General features: G+C 65.3%; 5 protein-coding genes. 1 reads left to right on the forward strand and 4 read right to left on the reverse strand.

Annotated features, from left to right (window positions below):
- The 3 genes from G0D83_RS24410 to G0D83_RS24420 all read right to left on the reverse strand — a co-directional run.
- Positions 1-541 (reverse strand): biotin/lipoyl-binding protein (locus G0D83_RS24410; protein WP_164197176.1); only part of this gene is annotated, 541 nt, incomplete at its 3' end.
- Complete coding sequence (locus tag G0D83_RS24415) at positions 541-2,271, reverse strand: type I secretion system permease/ATPase (RefSeq protein ID WP_164197177.1); 1,731 nt, start codon at positions 2,269-2,271, stop codon at positions 541-543. The genes G0D83_RS24415 and G0D83_RS24410, both read right to left, overlap by 1 nt.
- A 442-nt stretch (positions 2,272-2,713) precedes the next feature.
- Positions 2,714-16,609, reverse strand: a complete 13,896-nt coding sequence (locus G0D83_RS24420) for a DUF4347 domain-containing protein (protein ID WP_370457309.1) — start codon at positions 16,607-16,609, stop codon at positions 2,714-2,716.
- A 638-nt stretch (positions 16,610-17,247) separates the two neighbouring features.
- On the opposite strand from G0D83_RS24420, the gene G0D83_RS24425 reads away from it, so the two are divergent.
- Positions 17,248-17,991, forward strand: a complete 744-nt coding sequence (locus G0D83_RS24425; RefSeq protein WP_164197179.1) for a hypothetical protein — start codon at positions 17,248-17,250, stop codon at positions 17,989-17,991.
- 55 nt (positions 17,992-18,046) lie between these two features.
- On the opposite strand, the gene G0D83_RS24430 is transcribed toward G0D83_RS24425, so the two are convergent.
- A partial coding sequence (locus G0D83_RS24430) for a hypothetical protein (protein WP_203595652.1) occupies positions 18,047-18,573 on the reverse strand: 527 nt, incomplete at its 5' end.

Consider the following 18,573-nt stretch of genomic DNA (forward strand, 5'->3'; position numbering starts at 1 on the left):
TCTGCTGGGCGTCGATGCCCTCGACCTGGTTGACGATCTGGTCGCGGCGCTTGGCCAGCTGATCGGATTCGCGCTGCAGCGACTCCAGCCGGGCGAAGAACAGATTGCGCTGACCTTCGATCAGATCCTCGACCTCGTCGTCGTATTCGGCCACCTTGAGCAGCGTCTCGTCAAAGGCCAGTTCGTCGGCATTGTCGCGCTCGGCCTGCAGGCGGGCACGGCGGGCGACGAGTTCGAAATACTGGCCCTCGACGATGTTCAACTCGGACTGCAGCAGGGTCGGGTCGAGCTTGACCAGAACCTCGCCCTCCTCGACGGTGTCGCCCTCGTCGACGAGGATTTCCTGCACGACGCCGCCATCGGGATGTTGCACGACCTGACGGTTGCGCTCGACCTGGATCTGCCCGCCGGCGACGATCGCGCCCGAGATGTTGGTGGTTGCCGCCCAGGTCCCGAAGCCTCCAACGAGGATCAGCAGGGCCCCGAGCCCAAGGATCAGCGGTTTTTTGAGCGGGAAGCGCTTGTCGGTTGTCTGCGACATCAGCGGACACCTCCGGGCCCGGCGTGCCGGGTGATCTGTTCGTGGTTCTTGACCTGCGAGCGCAGCACTTCGTCCTTCGGACCGAATGCGACGCGGGCGCCATGCTCGAGCATAAGCAGCTGGTCGCATTCGCGGATCGCGGCCGGGCGGTGCGCCATGATGAGCACCGACTTGCCCTCTTCCTTGAGGCGGCGGATCGCGGCGTTCACCGCCTCGCTGCCCTCGTTGTCGAGGTTCGAGTTGGGCTCGTCGAGCACGAGGATCACGGGATCGCCATACATCGCACGGGCCAGGCCGATGCGTTGCATCTGCCCGCCCGAGAGCCGCCCGCCGGTGGCGGTGACGCGGGTGTCATAGCCCTTGGGTAGCTTGAGGATCATTTCGTGGGCGTCGGCCTTCTTGGCCGCCTCGACGATCTTCTGCGGGTCCGGTGTTTCGGCGAGCCGCGCGATGTTCTCGGCGATGGTGCCGTCGAACAGGCTGACGCGTTGCGGCAGGTAGCCGATGTGCTTGCCGAGATCCTCGTCGTACTGGTCGAGCGTCGCGCCATCGAGGCGGATGCGCCCGCCGGCGGGACGCCAGACTCCGGTGATCGCCCGGGCCAGCGTCGACTTGCCGGCACCCGAGGAGCCGATCACGCCGATCGCATGGCCGGGCCGCAGGTCGAAGGAGACGAGACGCAGCGAGGCCTGCTGTTCACCCGGCGGCACCACCGTGAGCTGTTGCACTTCGAGCAGCGCGCGCGGCTTTGGCAGGGCGGTGCGGGTCGGCTCCTGGGGCATCTCTCCGAGCAGCTCTGACAGGTTGTCCCAGCCCTTGCGTGCGCGGGTCACCAGCGGCCATTGCCCGACGGCAAGCTCGATCGGGGCGAGCGCGCGGCCCATCAGGATCGAGCCGGCGATCATCGCACCGGCGGTCAGCTCGTTCTGCAGCACCAGGTAGGCGCCGAGACCGAGCATCGCCGACTGCAGCAGCATGCGGAAGCTCTTGGTCATCGTGGTGAAGGTGCCGACGAGGTCATTGGTCGAGATCTGCCCGCTCAGGGCCTCGGAGCGCGCCTTGTCCCAGCGGTTGAAGGCGGCGCCGCGCATGCCCATGGCCTGCACGGTCTCGGCATCGAGGCGGATCTGCTCGGAGGTCTGCTCGGCCAGCAGGACGGCGCGGTTCGACTTGAGGGTCGGATTGCGGCTCAGCGTGGTGTTGAGCAGGGTGATGACCACGAGGATCAGGCCGCCGAAGATGGCGAGATAGCCGAGCCAAGCGTGGAAGACGAAGATACCGGCGATGAACAGCGGGGTGAAGGGCAGGTCGAAGAGCGCCATGAGCACCGGCGAGCCGATGAACCGCTGCACCGCTTCGAGGTCCTTGAGGCCGGTGGCCGCAAGCTCATCCTGCTTCACCGCCGAGCGCCGGATCACGGCATCGAAGACGCGCATGTCGAGCGCGGCCTGGAAGCGGGCGGCGACGCGGGCCATGACCCGGCCGCGGGCGTAATCGAGGATACCCATCATGCCATAGAGGAAAACGACCAGGGCGGTCAGCGCGAGCAGTGTGGCTTCTGAACGCGACCCCAGCACACGGTCGTAGACCTGCAGCATGTAGAGCGGGCCTGTGAGCATCAAGAGGTTGACAAAGAAACTGAATATACCGACGAACCAATAGTAGGGTCGGCTTTGCTTGCGGACAGATGCGAGCTCGTCTGCCCCTGCGTCTTTCACTCTATTTTGCACACGGCCACCCTCACTTTCGAACTTTGGATACTACTGAAACAATTATTTATTGCAGGAATCTGGGCTACCTCCCGTCAATTGGACGGCGACTTTCGCCAATTTTCAGCCTTCAATCTGAACAGGTTCCTCGGTGCTCAGTTGCGCGCAAACCGCTCCCATGCCACTCTCTCTCCATTAGATAACCATCTGTTTCATAATGTGAAACTCTCTTTATGGTGGCACGCACTCCGCTTACCAAAAAATAACTAATAATTTGTATTATGTAATTTTATTGATGCATTCACTTAAGCGAATTTTTCAAAGCAACTGATACCCACAGAAAATCTCGCAAGCACAGTAAGTCCCCCACGCGCATCAACACTTTTGCGATGAAATTCTAGTTGTGAAAAGAAATACGGGGGGCAATTTTACCCCCCGTACGCGCCTTTGCGAGGTGCCAAAATCAGACGAACAGGAAGTTGTCCGAGGTCAGCGTAATCTCCTCATCGCTCAGCAGCTTTGCCAGGAGCTGAGCATCCTCGCCACCGACGCCATCGGCATCATAGGAAAGCGTGCCAGCCTCGGCATCCCACAGCAGCTGATCGCCCGCCAAGGGATCGACCGGGTCAATCCCCGAGAAGTTGACCAAGCTCAAGCGGAACACATCTTCCGACGCGTCGAAGTCGAGGATGGTGTCGCCTCCTTCTTCCGACGTGACGTACGCGAAGGTATCCGCCCCCGCGCCGCCGCTCAGGACATCCGCCCCGAGCCCGCCGTAAAGCACGTCATCGCCGCCGCCGCCATAGAGCGTGTCGTCCCCCTCGCGGCCAATCAGCGTGTCGTTGCCGAGCCCGCCGTCAAGCAGGTTGGCGTCGGAGTTGCCCAGGAGACGGTCATCGACGCGGCCACCCAGAACACCTTCGATGTTCGTGTAGGTGTCGGTTCCTTCTCTTGCGCTGACGAACTGCGCCTCGGTGATCGACAGATCGACCGCAACGCCGTCGTGGGCGGTGAAGAAGTCCAGCACATCAAAGCCCTCGCCACCGTCGACGGTGTCGTCGCCGACCCCGCCGGCCAGAGTGTCGCCACCGGCGCCGCCGAGCAGCAGGTCATTGCCTTGCCCGCCGTGCATCCAGTCGTCACCTTCACCGCCGTCGAGGACATCATCGCCCTGGTTGCCGTAGAGGCTGTCCGACCCAGCGTCTCCAAGCAGCGTATCGTTACCGGCACGACCCATCAGCGTGTCGTTGCCGAGCCCGCCGTCAAGCAGGTTGGCGTCGGAGTTGCCCAGGAGACGGTCATCGACGCGGCCACCCAGAACACCTTCGATGTTCGCGTAGGTGTCGGTGCCTTCGCTCGCGCTGACCAGCTGCGGTCCGGTGATCGACAGATCGACCGTGAGGCTGTCGGCGGCGCTGGTGAAGTCGAGCGTATCGAAGTCCTCACCGCCGTCGATGCTATCATCGCCGGCGCCGCCGGAGAGCAGATCGCCCCCGAGACCGCCGAGCAACGTGTCATCGCCCTCGCCACCGAGCAGGGTGTCCCCGCCAGCACCGCCGTCAAGCAGGTTGGCCTCGGCGTTGCCCAGGAGACGGTCGTCGAAGCTGCCACCCAGAACACCTTCGATGTTCATATAGGTGTCGGTCCCTTCGGTCGCGCTGACCAGCTGCGGTCCGGTGATCGACAGATCGACCGTGACGCCGTCGCGAGCCGTAAAGAAGTCGAGCACGTCGAACCCTTCGCCACCATCGACAGTGTCGTCGCCATGCCCGCCGGCCAGAGTGTCGCCACCGGCACCGCCAAGCAGCAGGTCGTTGCCCTTCCCGCCGTGCATCCAGTCGTCACCTTCGCCGCCGTCGAGGACGTCATCGCCCTGGTTGCCATAGAGGCTGTCTGCCCCTGCGTCGCCCAGCAGCGTGTCGTTACCGGCACGACCCTGAAGCACGTTGTCGACATCGTCGCCGGTGAGCATGTCGGCGCTGGTGCTGCCCGCGAGGTTCTCGATCCCGGTCAGATAGTCACGGCCATGGCCGGTGTCCTGCGGACCGGTTGCAGACAGGTTGACGCTGACGCCACCGCTCGCGCCCTCATAGTCGGCCGTGTCGCTTCCTTCCCCACCGATGAGGAAGTCGTCGCCGGCGCCGCTGACCAGCGTGTCGTCGCCGCCGAGAGCCCGGATGACGTTGCCGTCCGCCGTTGCCTCGAGCCGCTCGCCCGCCTCGGTGCCGATGATCTCCGGCGCCTCGAAGGTGCCGTCGATGGTCAGCGTGTAGGTCTGCACGACCGAAAGGCCGCCGGCATCGGTAACGGTATAGCTCGCCACGATGATTGCCTGCTCGCCTTCCAGCAGATCCGAGTAGGCCAACGGATCGATGCTTAGCGTACCATCCGCGAAGGACACTCCGTCAGGCAGATCGGTGCCCGCGTTGCCGGTCGCCTCGCCATTCACCGTGAAGGTGAGCGCGGTGATCGACAGCGTGTCGAGATCGTAGTCGGCATCGATGTCGCTGACCGCACTCAGCAGATCGAAGGTGACCGGATCGGTCACATCGTCCTGCGTGGTCTCGGTCGGCGCCGGATCATCGGCCACCGGGGCCTCGTTGACGTTGATCACCGCCGCGGTGGACGCGGTCTCGATCTCCTCTTCGGTGCCGCCGAGATCGGTGTAGACGACCCGGAAGCTGATCTCGTGACCGACATCGTCGCGATCAAGCACATAGGCAAGATCGTCCGGCCCGGTGACGGTCTGCACCACCTCGCCGTCGCGCAGCCACTGCATAGAGGTCGGCTCGTCAGGCAGCCCGTCAGGGTCGTCGATCATCCCTTCGATGACCAGCGTGTCCCCAATCTGCAGATCGGTGGTGTCACGTCCATCGGCAGTGTTGACGATGGCGAAATCGGTGAACGGTGCGTCGTTGACCGGCTGCACGTTGATCGTCGTGGTGGCCGAGACGCCGGGGTTGCCGTCGCTGTCGGTGGCGCTGATCACGACATGGCGCGCAGCGTCGGTCGGTGCGTCGGAGGTATTGACGTAGCGCACCGAGCGCACCGCCAGTTGGAAGTACGTCGGGTCGAGCCCGCCCTCCCCGGCAGTGAGCGTCAGCTGGTGGGTATTGTTGCCCACCACCGTGATCCCCAGCGCCGCGAATGTCGCGACCTGTGCCGGAGTGATCGAAAGTCGCTCGGCACCACCGTTGACCGCATCGGTCAGGGTCAGCACCACCTCGTCCGTGTTGCCTTCCTGATCGATCAGCTCGGCATCCGAGGCCGCGATTGCGATGCCCGGCGCGTTTTCGATGTAGCTGACCTGGTAGTCACGCCCTTCGGCGTTGCCGTTGAGATCGACCACCGTGGACCATTCCACTGCGAAGTTGAAGAACGCCGGGGCCGAGGCTGTCTCGGCGCCATCCACGATCTGCACGACGACCTCCCGCGCGCCGGCAAAGGCGTTGGGGTTGGTGTTCTCGTAGCGCAGGCTTTCCAGCGCTTCTTCGTAGTCGGCCTGACTGCCGGTGCCTTCGATGATCAGCGGATCATCGTTGGTTCCGGTGCCGGTGATGGTCAACTCGGTGCCGCTGGAGGCGGTGAAGCTCGCCCCACCGGTCGAGGTGATGGTCTCGTAGATCGTGCCGAAGGCGTTATCCAGCGTGGTGCCGGGATTGAGCACTGCGATGGCACTCTCGATGGTGTCGCCGGTGTCGACGTCGCTGAGGCTCACGCCGGCCCCGCCGAACAACGCCGCCGCCTCGCCACGGGCGTAGAAGGTGCCCGTGCCGTTCACCGTGACCACCGGTGCGTCGTTGACGTCCGTGACCTCGAGCGTGACCTGCCCCGAAGCTGTCGAGAAGGCACTCTCGCCGCCGCGGTTCTCGAGGTTGTTCGCGCCGGCGATCGCCGTCACGACCTCGCCGCTGCTGCCGGTCGCCTGATCCCAGGCGTAGTAGTCGAGCGTTGCGGTGGTGCCATTCTCCTCGTCCGGCAGCACCCGCAGCAGATCGTCCGAGGCCAGCAGCAGCACCTCACCCTCATCAAGGCTGATGGTGGTCCAGCTGCCGCCATCGTCGAGGCTGTACTGCCACGCGCCCGAGCCGTTACCCTCGAAGCCGGTGCCGTAGATCGCCATGCCCGAAAGCGTGCCGTTGTTGGTGGCATGATCACCGGTGTCGATGTCGGTCACGGTGCCGAGCAGGTCGGCCACACTCTGGCCAGCGTTGGTGGTGTCATCCTCGGTGATCGAGGTGGCCTCCGTATCGCCGTCGGTCAGCACCGGCGCATCGTTGGCCGGGGTCACGGTGAGCGCCACCGAACCGGTGCCGATCAGGGCCGTGCCTTCGCCTTCGAGGCCGTTGTCGGAGACCGATACCGACAGCGTGTCCGCACCGTGGAAATCCGCATCCGGGCTGTAGACCAGACCGGTCAGCGCCGCGTTGAGATCGGCCAGCGTACCGGAGACGGTCAGCGTAGCGTTCTCGCCGTTGGTACCGGCATCGAAGGTCAGCCCCTCGACGCTGGCAAAGGCCAGAGTGCCGTTGCTCACCGAGACGGTCAGCGTCATCTCCGCGTCGGCCGCGGTTTCGGTGTTGCGCGCGGAGACGTCGGCATCATCCAAAGACAGGCCGACGATGGTGAGCGTGCCGTCCTCGGCGAGGGTCTGCGCCGGTGTCTCGCTGGTGACCACCGGGGCGTCATTGACGTCCGCAACCTCCAGCGTGATCTGACCGGACGCCGCCGAGAAGGCGCTCTCGCCGCCACGGCTCCCGGCGTTGGCGCTGCCGGCGATCGCCGTCACCACGTCGCCGCTTTCCCCGGTCGCCTGATCCCAGGCGTAATAATCGAGCGTTGCGGTGGTGCCGTTCATCTCGTCGGGCACGAAGCGCAGCATGTCGTCGGAGGCCAGCAGCAGCACCTCACCTTCTGCGAGGGTGATCGTGCTCCAGCTGTCGCCGCCGTCGAGGCTGTACTCCCACGCGCCGTCGCCGGCACCGTCGAAGCCAGCGCCATAGACCGCCATGCCCGAAAGCGTGCCGTTGTCCTCGCTGTGATCGCCGGTGTCGATGTCAGTCACGGTGGCATCGGAGAGCAATGCTGCCACGGTCTGACCGGCGTTCTCGGTGGCGTCCTCAGTGATCGAGGCCGCATCGATGGCGCCTTCAATCAGCACCGGCGCGTCGTTGCGCGGGTCGAGATCGATTGTCAGCGTCGCCGGGGTGGCGTCGAGATCGACTCCGCCATTGGCGGTGCCGCCATCATCCTGCACCTGGAAGGTGAAGCTTGCCGCCGCCTCACCGCTGGCGTCCTGCGCCGGAGCGTAGCTGAGCAGGCCGGCCGCGATCTGCGCTCGGCTGATCGAGGTTCCTGCGTCAATCGCCGCGCCGTCGAGCAGCAGTGTGCCCGCTGCCGGCAGGGTGCTGATCACCACAGCCGCCAGATCGTGGGCTCCGCCGTCGAGCGGATCGCTGAAGCCGAAGTCAGCAACCTCAAAGACATAGGTGGTGTCTTCGGTGCCGCCGACCGTGCTGTCGATGCCGACCGGCGCGTCGTTGACTGCCACCGGGGTGATGCTGGTCTCGGCGCTCAGGCCCAGGTTGCCGTCGGTGTCGACGGTCTCGACGGTCACGCTGCGTGCGGAGGTGTCGGGATCATCGTCGTTGTTGACGTAGCGCACGCCGCGCAGCGCCACTTGGAAGCTGGTCGATGCAGCCCCCTCGGCGGCTTCGAAGGTCACATAGGTGGCCTGCGAAAGCCCGCCAAGACCGCGGACGCCGTCGGAGTCTGCGATGGTGATGCCGCGTGCACTCAGCCAGCTGAGCACCGTAGAGGAGACCGTCAGGTACTCCAGCATGGTCTCGCCGTCGTTGTCCGGCGTGTCCTGCAGGGTGACGGTCAGGGTCTGGGTAAGCCCGTCCTGATCGAGGATCTGCGCATCCGAGGTGGCAATGGCCACCGAGGGCGACTGCTCGATGTAGCTGATCACATGATCAGTGCCCGCTGCCGCGCCGTTGAGGTCGACATAGGGCGCCCAGACCACGCCGATGGCGACGGTGGCCGAATGACCGGCGACCGCGCCGGCCGAGGTCACCTCGGTCTCGCCGCTGTAGAAGCTCAGCGTCGCGCCTTCGGTCACGCCATCGAGCGGCGTGCTGGCGGTGAAGTGACGGCCGTCCTCGACGCTCGCCACCGTTGCGCCAGTATCGACGCCATCGATGAAGATGCGCTGGCCCACGGCGATGTCGTCATTGTCCTCGCTGAGCGCCACCGAGGCGGTGTTGGAGGTCTGCCCCTCCGCATCGGTGACGGTGATCACCGCTTCACGGGTGCCGACATAGGCGTTGGGGTTGCTGTTGTCGTAGGTGATGCCGCGCAGGACCATCTCGTAGACGGCATGCGACGCCGTGCCGGTGATGCTGACCACCGAGCCGCTGGCATCAGTGGTGATCTCCACCGTCAGCCCTGCCTCGGTGGCGGCCACCTGCGCCGCCTCGCTGAGCGACAGTGTCTCGAAGTTGGTGCCGAACTGGTTGTCGAACACGCCCTCGGTCATCGTCACGGTCGCCGAGGCGAGCTCGGTGCCGTCAATGTCGGAGAGCATCAGGTTCGGAGCGATGAGCACCGCCTCGCCGCGCGCCGAGAAGCGTACGTCGTGGTCGTTGCCCGCACCGGTCAGCACGAGGGCCGATTCCGCGCCCTCGCCGTCGCGGAAGTCGCCGGCGGTGGGTGCCGGGGTCTCTCCGGCTTCAAGCGCCGTCAGGAGCACAATGCTGCCGCCTTCGAGCTGCTCGGCAGACCAGGTGCCGAAGCTCTGCTCGGCGAACAGCGAGGCGATCTCGGCGGCGGTGCTGCCGGCCGCGATCTCGATGCTGACGCCATCGAACTCCAGCGTCTGCGCAGTGCCGGTCGGGCGGAAGTTGAGCACCGCCCGGGCCGGGGTTTCTGCATCGCCCTGCAGGAAGCTCATGCCGCTGGCGTCGACGATCGGCGCGTCATTGGTGGCCAAGGCGTCGAGTGTGGTCGTCTCGGAGGCCAGCGTGCTGCCCTCTTCGTCCGCCAGGCTGTAGCTCAGCGTCGCCGCCTCGCCGGTCTGGTTCGGCGCGGTGGTGTAATAGACGCCGTTGTCCAGCAGCCAGCCTTGCAGCGAGTCGGAGCTGACGCCCGACAGGCTGAGCGTACCAGTGTGGTTGCCGATGACGGTGATGCCGGCATCGGCCAGCACCTGCGCCGGGACGCCGCTGATCGACAGCGTGCCGCTGTCGACGGTAAGGGTGAAGCTTACCGCCGTGCTGTCGGGATCGCCCAGAACGATGCTGTCGAGCAGGTCGAGCCGGGTTGCGCTGTCCTCGGTCACCGAGGCAGTGCCGACGAGTCCCGACAGGGTCGGCAGGTCGTTGGCACCGTTGATCTCTATGCTCAGCACGGCGGTGTCGCTCAGCAGCGTCTGGTCGGAGACGGTGTAGTTGAACACATCGACGAGCGGCGTCGAGCCGATGTTCAGCGCCTGTACCGAGGCATTGTCCTGATCAAGTTCGTAGCTGTAGGCACCGGTCGCCATGTCGATATTGAGCGTGCCGTAGAGGCCGGTGATCACCAGGCTGCCGTCAATTTGCGCCGCCGGACGGCCGATGCCTTCGCGGTCACCGACCCGCAGCGCGGTCACGCTCAGCACGTCGCCGTCGTTGAGGTCGGTGTCGTTGGCCAGCAGATCGCCGGTCAGCGGCATCGCGGTGCCAGGGGTGGCGTTCTCGGTGCCCGAGGCTTCGGTGATCGAGGCGCTGTCGTCCCCCGCAACCGGGGCAGCGGCAGAAAGATCGACCTCGCGCGGCCCCGAGATCACAGTCTCTTCGGTACCCTGATCGTCAGTGTAGCTGGCCACGAGGCGCAGGAACATGCCGCTGTCGTCCTCAGTCAGCGTGTAGCTGCCGTAGGTGGCACCATCAATGTCGCTGTAGACGCCATCCTCGCTGGCGGCGCGCTGCCACTGGTAGCTCGGGATGGCGTCGATCAGCCCGTCGCCGTCGGCCAGCGTCGAGGTCCAGACCGAGCCCACGGCCACGCCGGCGGAGGTGAGGCTCACCGCGCCTGCGTCATTGACGTTGGCCACGCTCACTGCATCCGAAACCGGGGTTTCAGCGGCGCCGCCAGCATCGGTGTAGAAGGCCTGCACGCGCACGTCGCGGCCGGCTTCGGCATCGCCCGGGGTGAAGCTGGCGTCGATGGCGCCGACGATGTCGGTCCAGACACCATCGATCTGCACCTGCCACTGGTAGGTGACATCCTCGGCATTCACGCCGTCGCTGTCGATCGGCAGGCTGGCGGTCAGTTCGCCATCCTCCACCGGAGTGCCCGAGATGCCGACGCTGCCGGCGGCATTGGCGCTCCACGCCGAGATGTTCTCGTCGGTGGCATCGACGTCGTTCACCGCGAGGGTGAAGCTGGTCTCGGCAGCATTGCCGGCATCATCGATGCCGCGGATCACGATGTCGAGGCTGGCAAACTCGCCCACAAGGGTGCCCGAGAGGATCAGACGGTCGCTGTCCTCGGGGTTGATCGACAGGCTCAGACCGACGTCGGAGGCATCGACCAGACCGTCGGCGGTCTGCACCAGCGCAACGTAGTTGATCGTATCTAGCGTCGCGGTACCGTCGGCTTGCCCGTCGGGATCGGTGAACGGCTTGGCGAAGTCGATCGAGACCACGCCGCCTTCGCCGACCGCCGAGGCACCGACATCGGCAAGTCCGCCGGAGACCAGCGCCAGCGGATCATTGGGCTCGCCGGCCACGGTCAGATCGAAGCTGACCTCTGCGGTGGCACTGCCATCCGTGGCGCTGACGGTGACCGACACGTTGCCGCTTCCCGCCGGCGGGTTGCCGGTGAAGGTGCCGGTCGCCGCGTCGAAGCTCAGCCAGGCAGGCAGCGCCTCCCCGTTCGCGAGCTCGGCGCTGTAGGTCAGCCCGCCGGCGCTGTCGGACATGTAGTCGAAGGCGCTCGCGGCGAGCGTGTAGCTGCCCACGCCGGCCCCGTCGCTGAAGGCGACCGCTGCGGGGACTGCACCGGCAACAAGCGAGTCGTCGGCAGCGTCGTTGTAGACCACCAGCTGGAACTGGCTGGCGGCGGTCCCGCCCGAAACCGCATCATAGGCACGGATCTCGATCACCGTGTCTGCAGGCGCGGTGCCGTTGCCCGAGAGGGTCATGGTCTCGGCATCGAAGCCGAGGGCCGGATCGGTGGTGCCGTCGATCAGAGTGTAGCTCTGCGCGCCGGTCTCCGGATCGGTGGTGACCACATAGGCGCTGTAGGTCAGCTCATCGCCCTCGGGATCCGAGAAGGTGCCCGTCGGGATCTCATAGCTCCAGCCGGCACCTTGGGTATCGACGGAAATCTCCGAGACCGCGTCATAGGCCACGATCTCACCATCCGAGGAAATCACGAACAGGCTCTCGGCCAGATCGGTCTGATCGCCGGCGGTGACGGCGCGCAGCACCAATTGGCCACCCTCGACCGAAACCACCTCGTAATTCTCGAAGTCGCCGCTGACCCCGTTGAGCCCGGCGGCAAGCTGCGCCGCGGTGACCGCATCGCCCGCGGTGAAGGTGGTGCCGTCAAGGGTAATCGAAGCGCCGCCGTCGGAGCCGGTGAAGACAAGCTCCACCACCTCGGTGACCGAGTCCACGCCCTGTTCGGTGACGGTGACATCGTTGGTCAGCGTGGTGAGATTGCCGAAGTCCGAACCCGTCAGATCGTCGCGCCCGCCGGCAGTGTCGGCGGTCAGCGTGACGCTGCCGTCGCCGTTGTCGGTCACGGTCCAGTTGGGGAACGCGCCGGAGGCGAAGGCTGCGGCCACCTGCGCGGCGGTTTCGGTGCCGTCCAGCGCGATGGTGGCTCCGTCGAAGCTGATCTCGGTGGTTCCGTCGGCCGCGCCGAAGGTCACGTCGACGACTTCTGCCACCGCATCAGCGGCATTTGTCACTTCGGGGGCAGCATCGATTTCGGCGGGCGGAACCACGGCGGTCTCGAGAGTGCCGGCGGTGATCGAGGGGTCGCCCGCGGCATCAGCATCCACCGTCACGGTCAGCGTACCGTCAGCATAACCTGCACCGAACCCGGCGAGCGCGTCGATCAGAGCCGCGAGCGTTGCCCCATCCGTGGCGGCCGAGACGTCGAGCGTGACCGGCTCTCCGGCGGAAAGGGTCAATGTCAGCGTCGCGGCATCGGCCGATTGCTCATCGGTGATGGCGATCTCGAGGCTGCTCGGCGTTTCGGAATAGGCGGTCGCGATGCCGGTGCCAATCTGCAGATCATCGGGATCGTAAAGCGCGCCATCGCTGAGCACCTCGCCGGCCAGGCCCGTGATGATGAGCGACTGGGACTCGGCGTCATAGGTGGCGACATATCCCGCCCCGGAGAAGCTGGCGTCGGCGTTCAGCTCGTCCGCAAGCCCCGCCCCATCGGTATTGGCAGGCGAGCCAAAGCGCAGCGCTCCATTGAGGGAGGAGGTGAAATCCACGTTGTGGACACTGCTCGGGCTGGCACCGCCGGCACTCATATCGAAGGTGAGGGTCGGCAGCGTTTCGCTGTGCGCGGTGACCGAGGTGGTTTCGCCGAGGTCCTCGGCAGGGATTTCCTCGGTGACCAGAGAGGGCGCGCTGATGGCATCGCCCGAGGGGCCGGTGATGGTGAGCACGTCGCCAGTCCAGGCGGCACTGTAGCCAGCCCCGGTGAAGGCCGTGTCGGCGTTCAGCAGGGCGGCGAGATCCGATCCAGAGGCCGCCGTGGAGACGTCGACGCTGATCGCGCCACTGTCGGCGGAGGTGAACGAGAAGGTGCCTGCCGTGCCCGCCTCGGCATTGGTGACATCGAAGGCGGCCGCAGGCAGGATCTCCTCCGCGCCTTGGGTGTCGACCGTCACCGCGGTGGCAATGGTGCTGACCGAAACCTGGAAGTCCGCGGCGGAAAGATCGTCCCGCGCGCCGCCGTCGCGGGCGGTGAAGTTGACCACATCGGCCTCGACCCCGTCGACAACCGCATCCCAGTTGCCTGCCCCGTTCACCGCATCGGCGACCGCGCTGGCGATCTGCGCAGCAGTGAGCCCGGTGATGTCGATGTCCTGGCCGTCGAAGCTGAGGGTGGTGGCGCCTGGGACCACGCGGAACTGCACCGCAGCGGTTTCGGTCACCTCGTCAACACCCTCCTGAGTGACGGTGACAGCATAGGAGCCGCCATCGATGTCGACAGTTGCGCCGTCGGTGAAGTCGCTGCGCGCACCGGCTGTACCGGCGGTCAGCGTCAGCGTGCTGCCGCTTGCCGAAGCGCTGTAACCGGCCGTGCCGTCATCGTTGATGGCAGTGGCCGCGGCGCTCGCCACGGTCGCGCCGTCCGCTTTCTCGCCAAGCGTGACCTCCGCGCCATCAAAGGCGATGGTCTGGCCGCCCAGCATGCCCGAGAAGGTGACGCTGGTCACTTCCGAGGGCGCATCCACCGCGGTCCAGCCCAGCGGGGTCACGACCACCGGGGCCTGGTTGCCGGTGCCCGACAGGGTGAGGGTAAAGCTGTCGGAGACCGACGCACCGTCCGCGTCCGTGGCCGTGACCTCGATCTCAAGGCTGGCGTCGCTCCAGTCAGCAGGCGGGTTGCCCGAGAAGGTGCGGCTGGCTTCGTCGAAGCTCAGCCAGTCGGGAAGATCGGCTCCGCCGACCAGCGTAGCGGTGTAGGAAAGCCCGGTTCCCTCGGCGTCGAAGACGGTGGCTGCGGGCAGCTGGTAGACCCAAGTGCCGTCGCCCTCGAAGCTCTGGTCGGCAATCGCCGCCGTGATCACCGGCGTGTCGTTGGCGCCGGTCAGGCTGACGCGGAGTTCCTGAGTGCTCGAGGCCCCCTGCTCGTCGGCCACCCGCAGCGTGAACACGTCATTGGCAACCTGCCCCTCGGAGAGGGCGTTGATCGCGGTCCAATGGGTGGGCGCGTAGCTCCACGCGTTGGTTGCGGTATCGAGGGTGAGCACACCGTAGCGCCCCTCGAGCGTCCAGACGCCATCGGTCAGCGTGCCGCCGCGGATCGAGAACGAAAGTTCGTCGCTGTCGACATCGGTGGCGGTGAGGCCCTGGGTCAGGCTGCCGGTGACAGCGAGATCCGACAGCGCGCCGTCAGCGGCGGACGTCTCGCTGATCGAGATCGGCGTGATGGTCGAGGTGAACACGGGCGCATCGTTCACGGCGGCGACGTCGCCGCCGATGGTGACCGTGGTCTCGCTGAACGGACCGTCGGCGGCAGGCGCAGAGGCGTCAGTGACGGCGGTGGTGGCGCCATCGGTGTAATCGCCAGCATAGCTGCCGTCGAGCGCATAGACGGTCAGCGCCGGCACATCGCCGTTATAATCGGCCGCCGGCACGAAGCGCAGGCGGGCATCGGCGTCAAGGGTGAGCGCCGCATCGGTGGTCACCGAGGGCAGTTCAAACCAAGTGCTGCCGCCGTCGGTGCTGTACTGCCAGCTGCCTTCGCCGTCGGTGGCATTGGCGGTGATGGCGATGCCGGCAAGCCCGTCACCGGCGTCGGCATCCGAGCTGATCGGCGCGAGCAGCGTGTCCACGGTGACGCCAGGGCGGTCGGTGGAATCTTCCTGCACGGTGGGCATGTCGACGCTGGCCGCGGCCAGCACGATGCGGTCGTTGACCGCAGTCACGTCGATCTGCACCGATTGCGCCGTGCTCGAAGTGGCGCCTTCGTCATCGACGGCGACGACGCTAAACGCATCCAACGTGCCGTTCTCATCGGCGCCCGGCGTCCAATAGGCGTTGAGCGTGTCGGTGATCCGGTCGTTGCTGCCAACCGCCCAGGCGGTGGCGGTCTCGAGGCTGGTGCCGATCAGCAACGTGCCGCTGGTCACCGCGGTAACCGAGAAGGCGACGACGGTCCCGTCGGAATCTGCCTCGTCGGCCTGCGCGGCCAGATCGGCATAGCTGATCTCGAGCTGTGTGTCCTCGAGCGTGCTGTCGACTACGGCGATGTCGGTCAGCGTCGGCAGGGCGTTCGACGGCGGCACCTCAGCGACCGAGTCCGCCAGTTCGGCGGCGCTCGGCGAGAACACATAGGCCAAGGAGAAGGTCTTGGATTCACCGGCGCCGAAATCGCCGAGGTCGAAACCCATGCCGATGACGGAATCGCTGTTGCTACCGCCATCGCCATCCACACCCGACAGGTAGGTGGCCGGAACCTGGCTCCAGCCTGTCGACACGGAGGTGTTGTGAGTGAAGGTGCTGTCTGAATAAAGACCCAGGACCCGGCCACTGTTCGGTCCGGTTGCCAGCACGATGTCTTCGGCATCGATGCCTTCGGCGCCGCGGGTGTTCTCGGTGGAGAAGGTCGAGGTTTGGGCATCAACATCGGGGTCGATGAAGCGCGCGTAGCTCACGTCATAGACCGAGCTGTCGCCGGAGTTGATCACCGTCACCGACATGGTGATAACCTTGGCGTCCGGTCCGGCCAGCGTGTAGGTCTGCTCCACGATCAGCCCACCGAACTCGCTGCTATAGGTGACCGAGCCCCAGGTGTTGCCACCCTCGGTGGTCAGGTCGGTGGAAACCTGGACCGTGCCCGCCGTTGCCGCTCCGCCACCGTTGGAGTTCAGCTCGGTATAGGTGCGGCCGTCAGCGGTCAGACTGAATCCCTCGAAAGCGGTGCCTGGAGTCAACCAGTCTGCGGTCGAAACAAAGTTTCCGACACCATCCGGATCATAGAAAATGCCCGGCGTGGTGTTGCCGCCATAACCCAGCGTGCCGTCATCGGAATAACCGAAGCGCACATAGCGGTTCTGCATAATGCCGCTCGCCAGCACGCCCTCGAACTCGGGCAGTTCCAGCGCCGCGGAACGCAGATCTCCGGAAGTTATCGACAGGTCCCACGACCCACCGAGCGCCGCCGCGCCCACCGGGCCTTCGGCCGCGGCCACCGCGGCGCCGGTCAGCCCGGCAAAGCGGGCGACGAAGGCACGACCGGTCTCGCCAGCGCCGGTGCGGCAGCCATAGAGCAGAATGTCACCGCCGCCGAGCGCGCCCCCAAGCGCGTTCAGCGTGTCGGCATAGTGATCAAGAACCGCGATGTCGAAAACCCGGCCGCCGAAAACCAGCGCGCCGGGGGTACCGTGAGTGATGACATGGACGGTGTCGACCGGCGCGCGCGCGTTCAGCGCATCGGCCATCTCCTGCAGAGGATCCGAGGTTTCGCCAATTCGAATTACCTCGCAGCTATTTTTTAGAATAGTCGAAAATACATCAAGGTCGGGAGCAGCCATATCGATGAAGGCTACTTGGACTTTATCACGCGCGAAATTCGACATTCTGACTCTCCACAGATATAGAGCAGGGTGGCTGGACATCGCGCCGACCCCGGAAATTTTGTTTATTTCTTGACAATTCAGCACACGCCTTGCGTTTCCTCTTGCAAATCAATGCAAGAAGAAGCGCATACCTCCGGACACGCCGGACGGCATTTCGTTCGCTGGATCTTATGATGTTTGTTCCCCGACCCGTCCCCTGGGTCCGAGGTCCTGCCCCTTACTATTTCACACTTTACTCGACCACATACAGCAATGGTTAACTTTGGTTAACGTGCGGTTAGGGCTCCGTCAACAACCTGAAATGGGAGAAAGATCAATTTTTTCATTCCAGAATCGTAATGTGATATCGCCACTGCAACCCATGATTGTGTAATTTTAAGAAACATTAAGAACCGCCCTAAAGGCAGGATCTTCTTGCCACAAACTCGACACATTCGATTAGAAATACATATTGAAGGCAAGATTTATTCGAAGTGAGATTCTTCCTTCTGGGCGCTTCTCGATGAATGTCGCATTCACGACATTCCAGTCGCTCAATTTTAGGTTGAACGTCGCACGTCAAATAGAAAAATAAACACGCATTGAACCGAATGCCCGCCCTTTACCCTTTCCGGGACGACATTTTGTCCATAGGTAAGCCTCGTTCACCGTAAGTATTAATGTAGTGTTAATATCTCATGCCCAGTCTTGACCATGCGTCGACCCAAGCTGCCGCTCCGACCCCGGCAACACACTCCCATCAGCCAACTCCCTCTCCGCAGGGCGGCACGCTTTGGCTGCATGTGGGCACCCACAAGACCGGCACCACCTCAATCCAGCGCGCACTGCGGTTGCGTGAGGCAGCGCTTCGCGAGGTCGGCCTGCGTCTCTATCCGGAAGAGAACGCTTGGGGGCTGGCCAATCTGTTCATCCGCGCCGGACTGCGCACCACGCCGCGGATCAAGCAGATGACGCAGCCGCCCGATCTGGCCGAGTTCCGCCGCGAGCTCGCTGCCCAGCATTGGCAACTCGATGGTGCCGACATGATCGCCAGCAGCGAAGAGTTCTGTCTGCTGCGCGAGACCATGGAGGCGCATGCGCTGCTGTCGACGCTGGGCCGGAAATTCGCCCGCATCGTGCCGATCTTGGTGCTGCGCAATGATGCCGACTGGCGCGCCTCGCGCCGCGACCAGCTGAGCAAGAATGGCATGTGGGATCTGCAAAAGGCGCTGCCTGATGCCGCCAGTACCGACGGCGAGTGGTATTACGACCGCCCCGCGCTGCTCGCCTTCTGGCGCGCCATCGGCGAGCTACGGGTGATCGACTACGATGCGGCTATGGCGGCGCGAGGCTCGATACTTCCGCAGTTCGCCGAAGCGATCGAACAGCCGGGACTGTTTGACGACATCGATCTGCGCCTCAACCGCCGCAGTGCCGGCTGACCCGGTGCACAGCCACGCCAAAACGGCCTGAACGCCAGGCAGCGCCCTGCCCCGCTCACCCCAGCCAGACCGCGCTGCCCAGCATCCGCCGCACCACCCCGGGCTGGCCCGCGACCCCCATCCGCGCGAAGAGCTGCTTGGAGCAGCTGCGCGCGGTCTCCAAGGTCCAGCCCAGCTCCACCGCCGCCTCCGACAGGCTCAGCCCGTCGCAGAGGCAGGCCGCCAGCCGGGCCTCGCTGCGGCTGAGGCTGAAGGCGGCGATGAGCCGCGCCAAGGGCAGCGACCGGGCCGAGAGGGCGTGGCGCACCCGGCCGACCAGCAGCGGCTCGCCCGCCGGGGCCTCGCGCCCGAGCATCAGCTCGACCCGCGGCGTGCGCGACAGCAGCACCGGCACCGGCAGGGATGCCCCCTCCGCCGCCTTCGCCAGCGCCAAGCGCAGCGCCGCCGCCTCGGGCTCGGGCAGGGGCAGCCGCCCGTCGGCGCGCAGAGGCAGGCCCATGGCCTTGAGCCGCTCCGCCAGCCCCTCGGCCAGGGCGGTCACCTGCCCGGCGGGGGAGAAGAGCAGCCAGCCCGCACCGAGAT

Source organism: Salipiger sp. PrR003 (assembly GCF_010500785.1).
Lineage (GTDB): Bacteria > Pseudomonadota > Alphaproteobacteria > Rhodobacterales > Rhodobacteraceae > Salipiger > Salipiger pacificus_A.

What these genes read in the sequence shown, in the direction of transcription:
- G0D83_RS24420 (WP_370457309.1), bottom strand. Translation starts at nt 16,609, where the DNA reads ATGTCCAGCCACCCTGCTCTATATCTGTGGAGAGTCAGAATGTCGAAT.
- G0D83_RS24425 (WP_164197179.1), top strand. Translation starts at nt 17,248, where the DNA reads ATGCCCAGTCTTGACCATGCGTCGACCCAAGCTGCCGCTCCGACCCCG.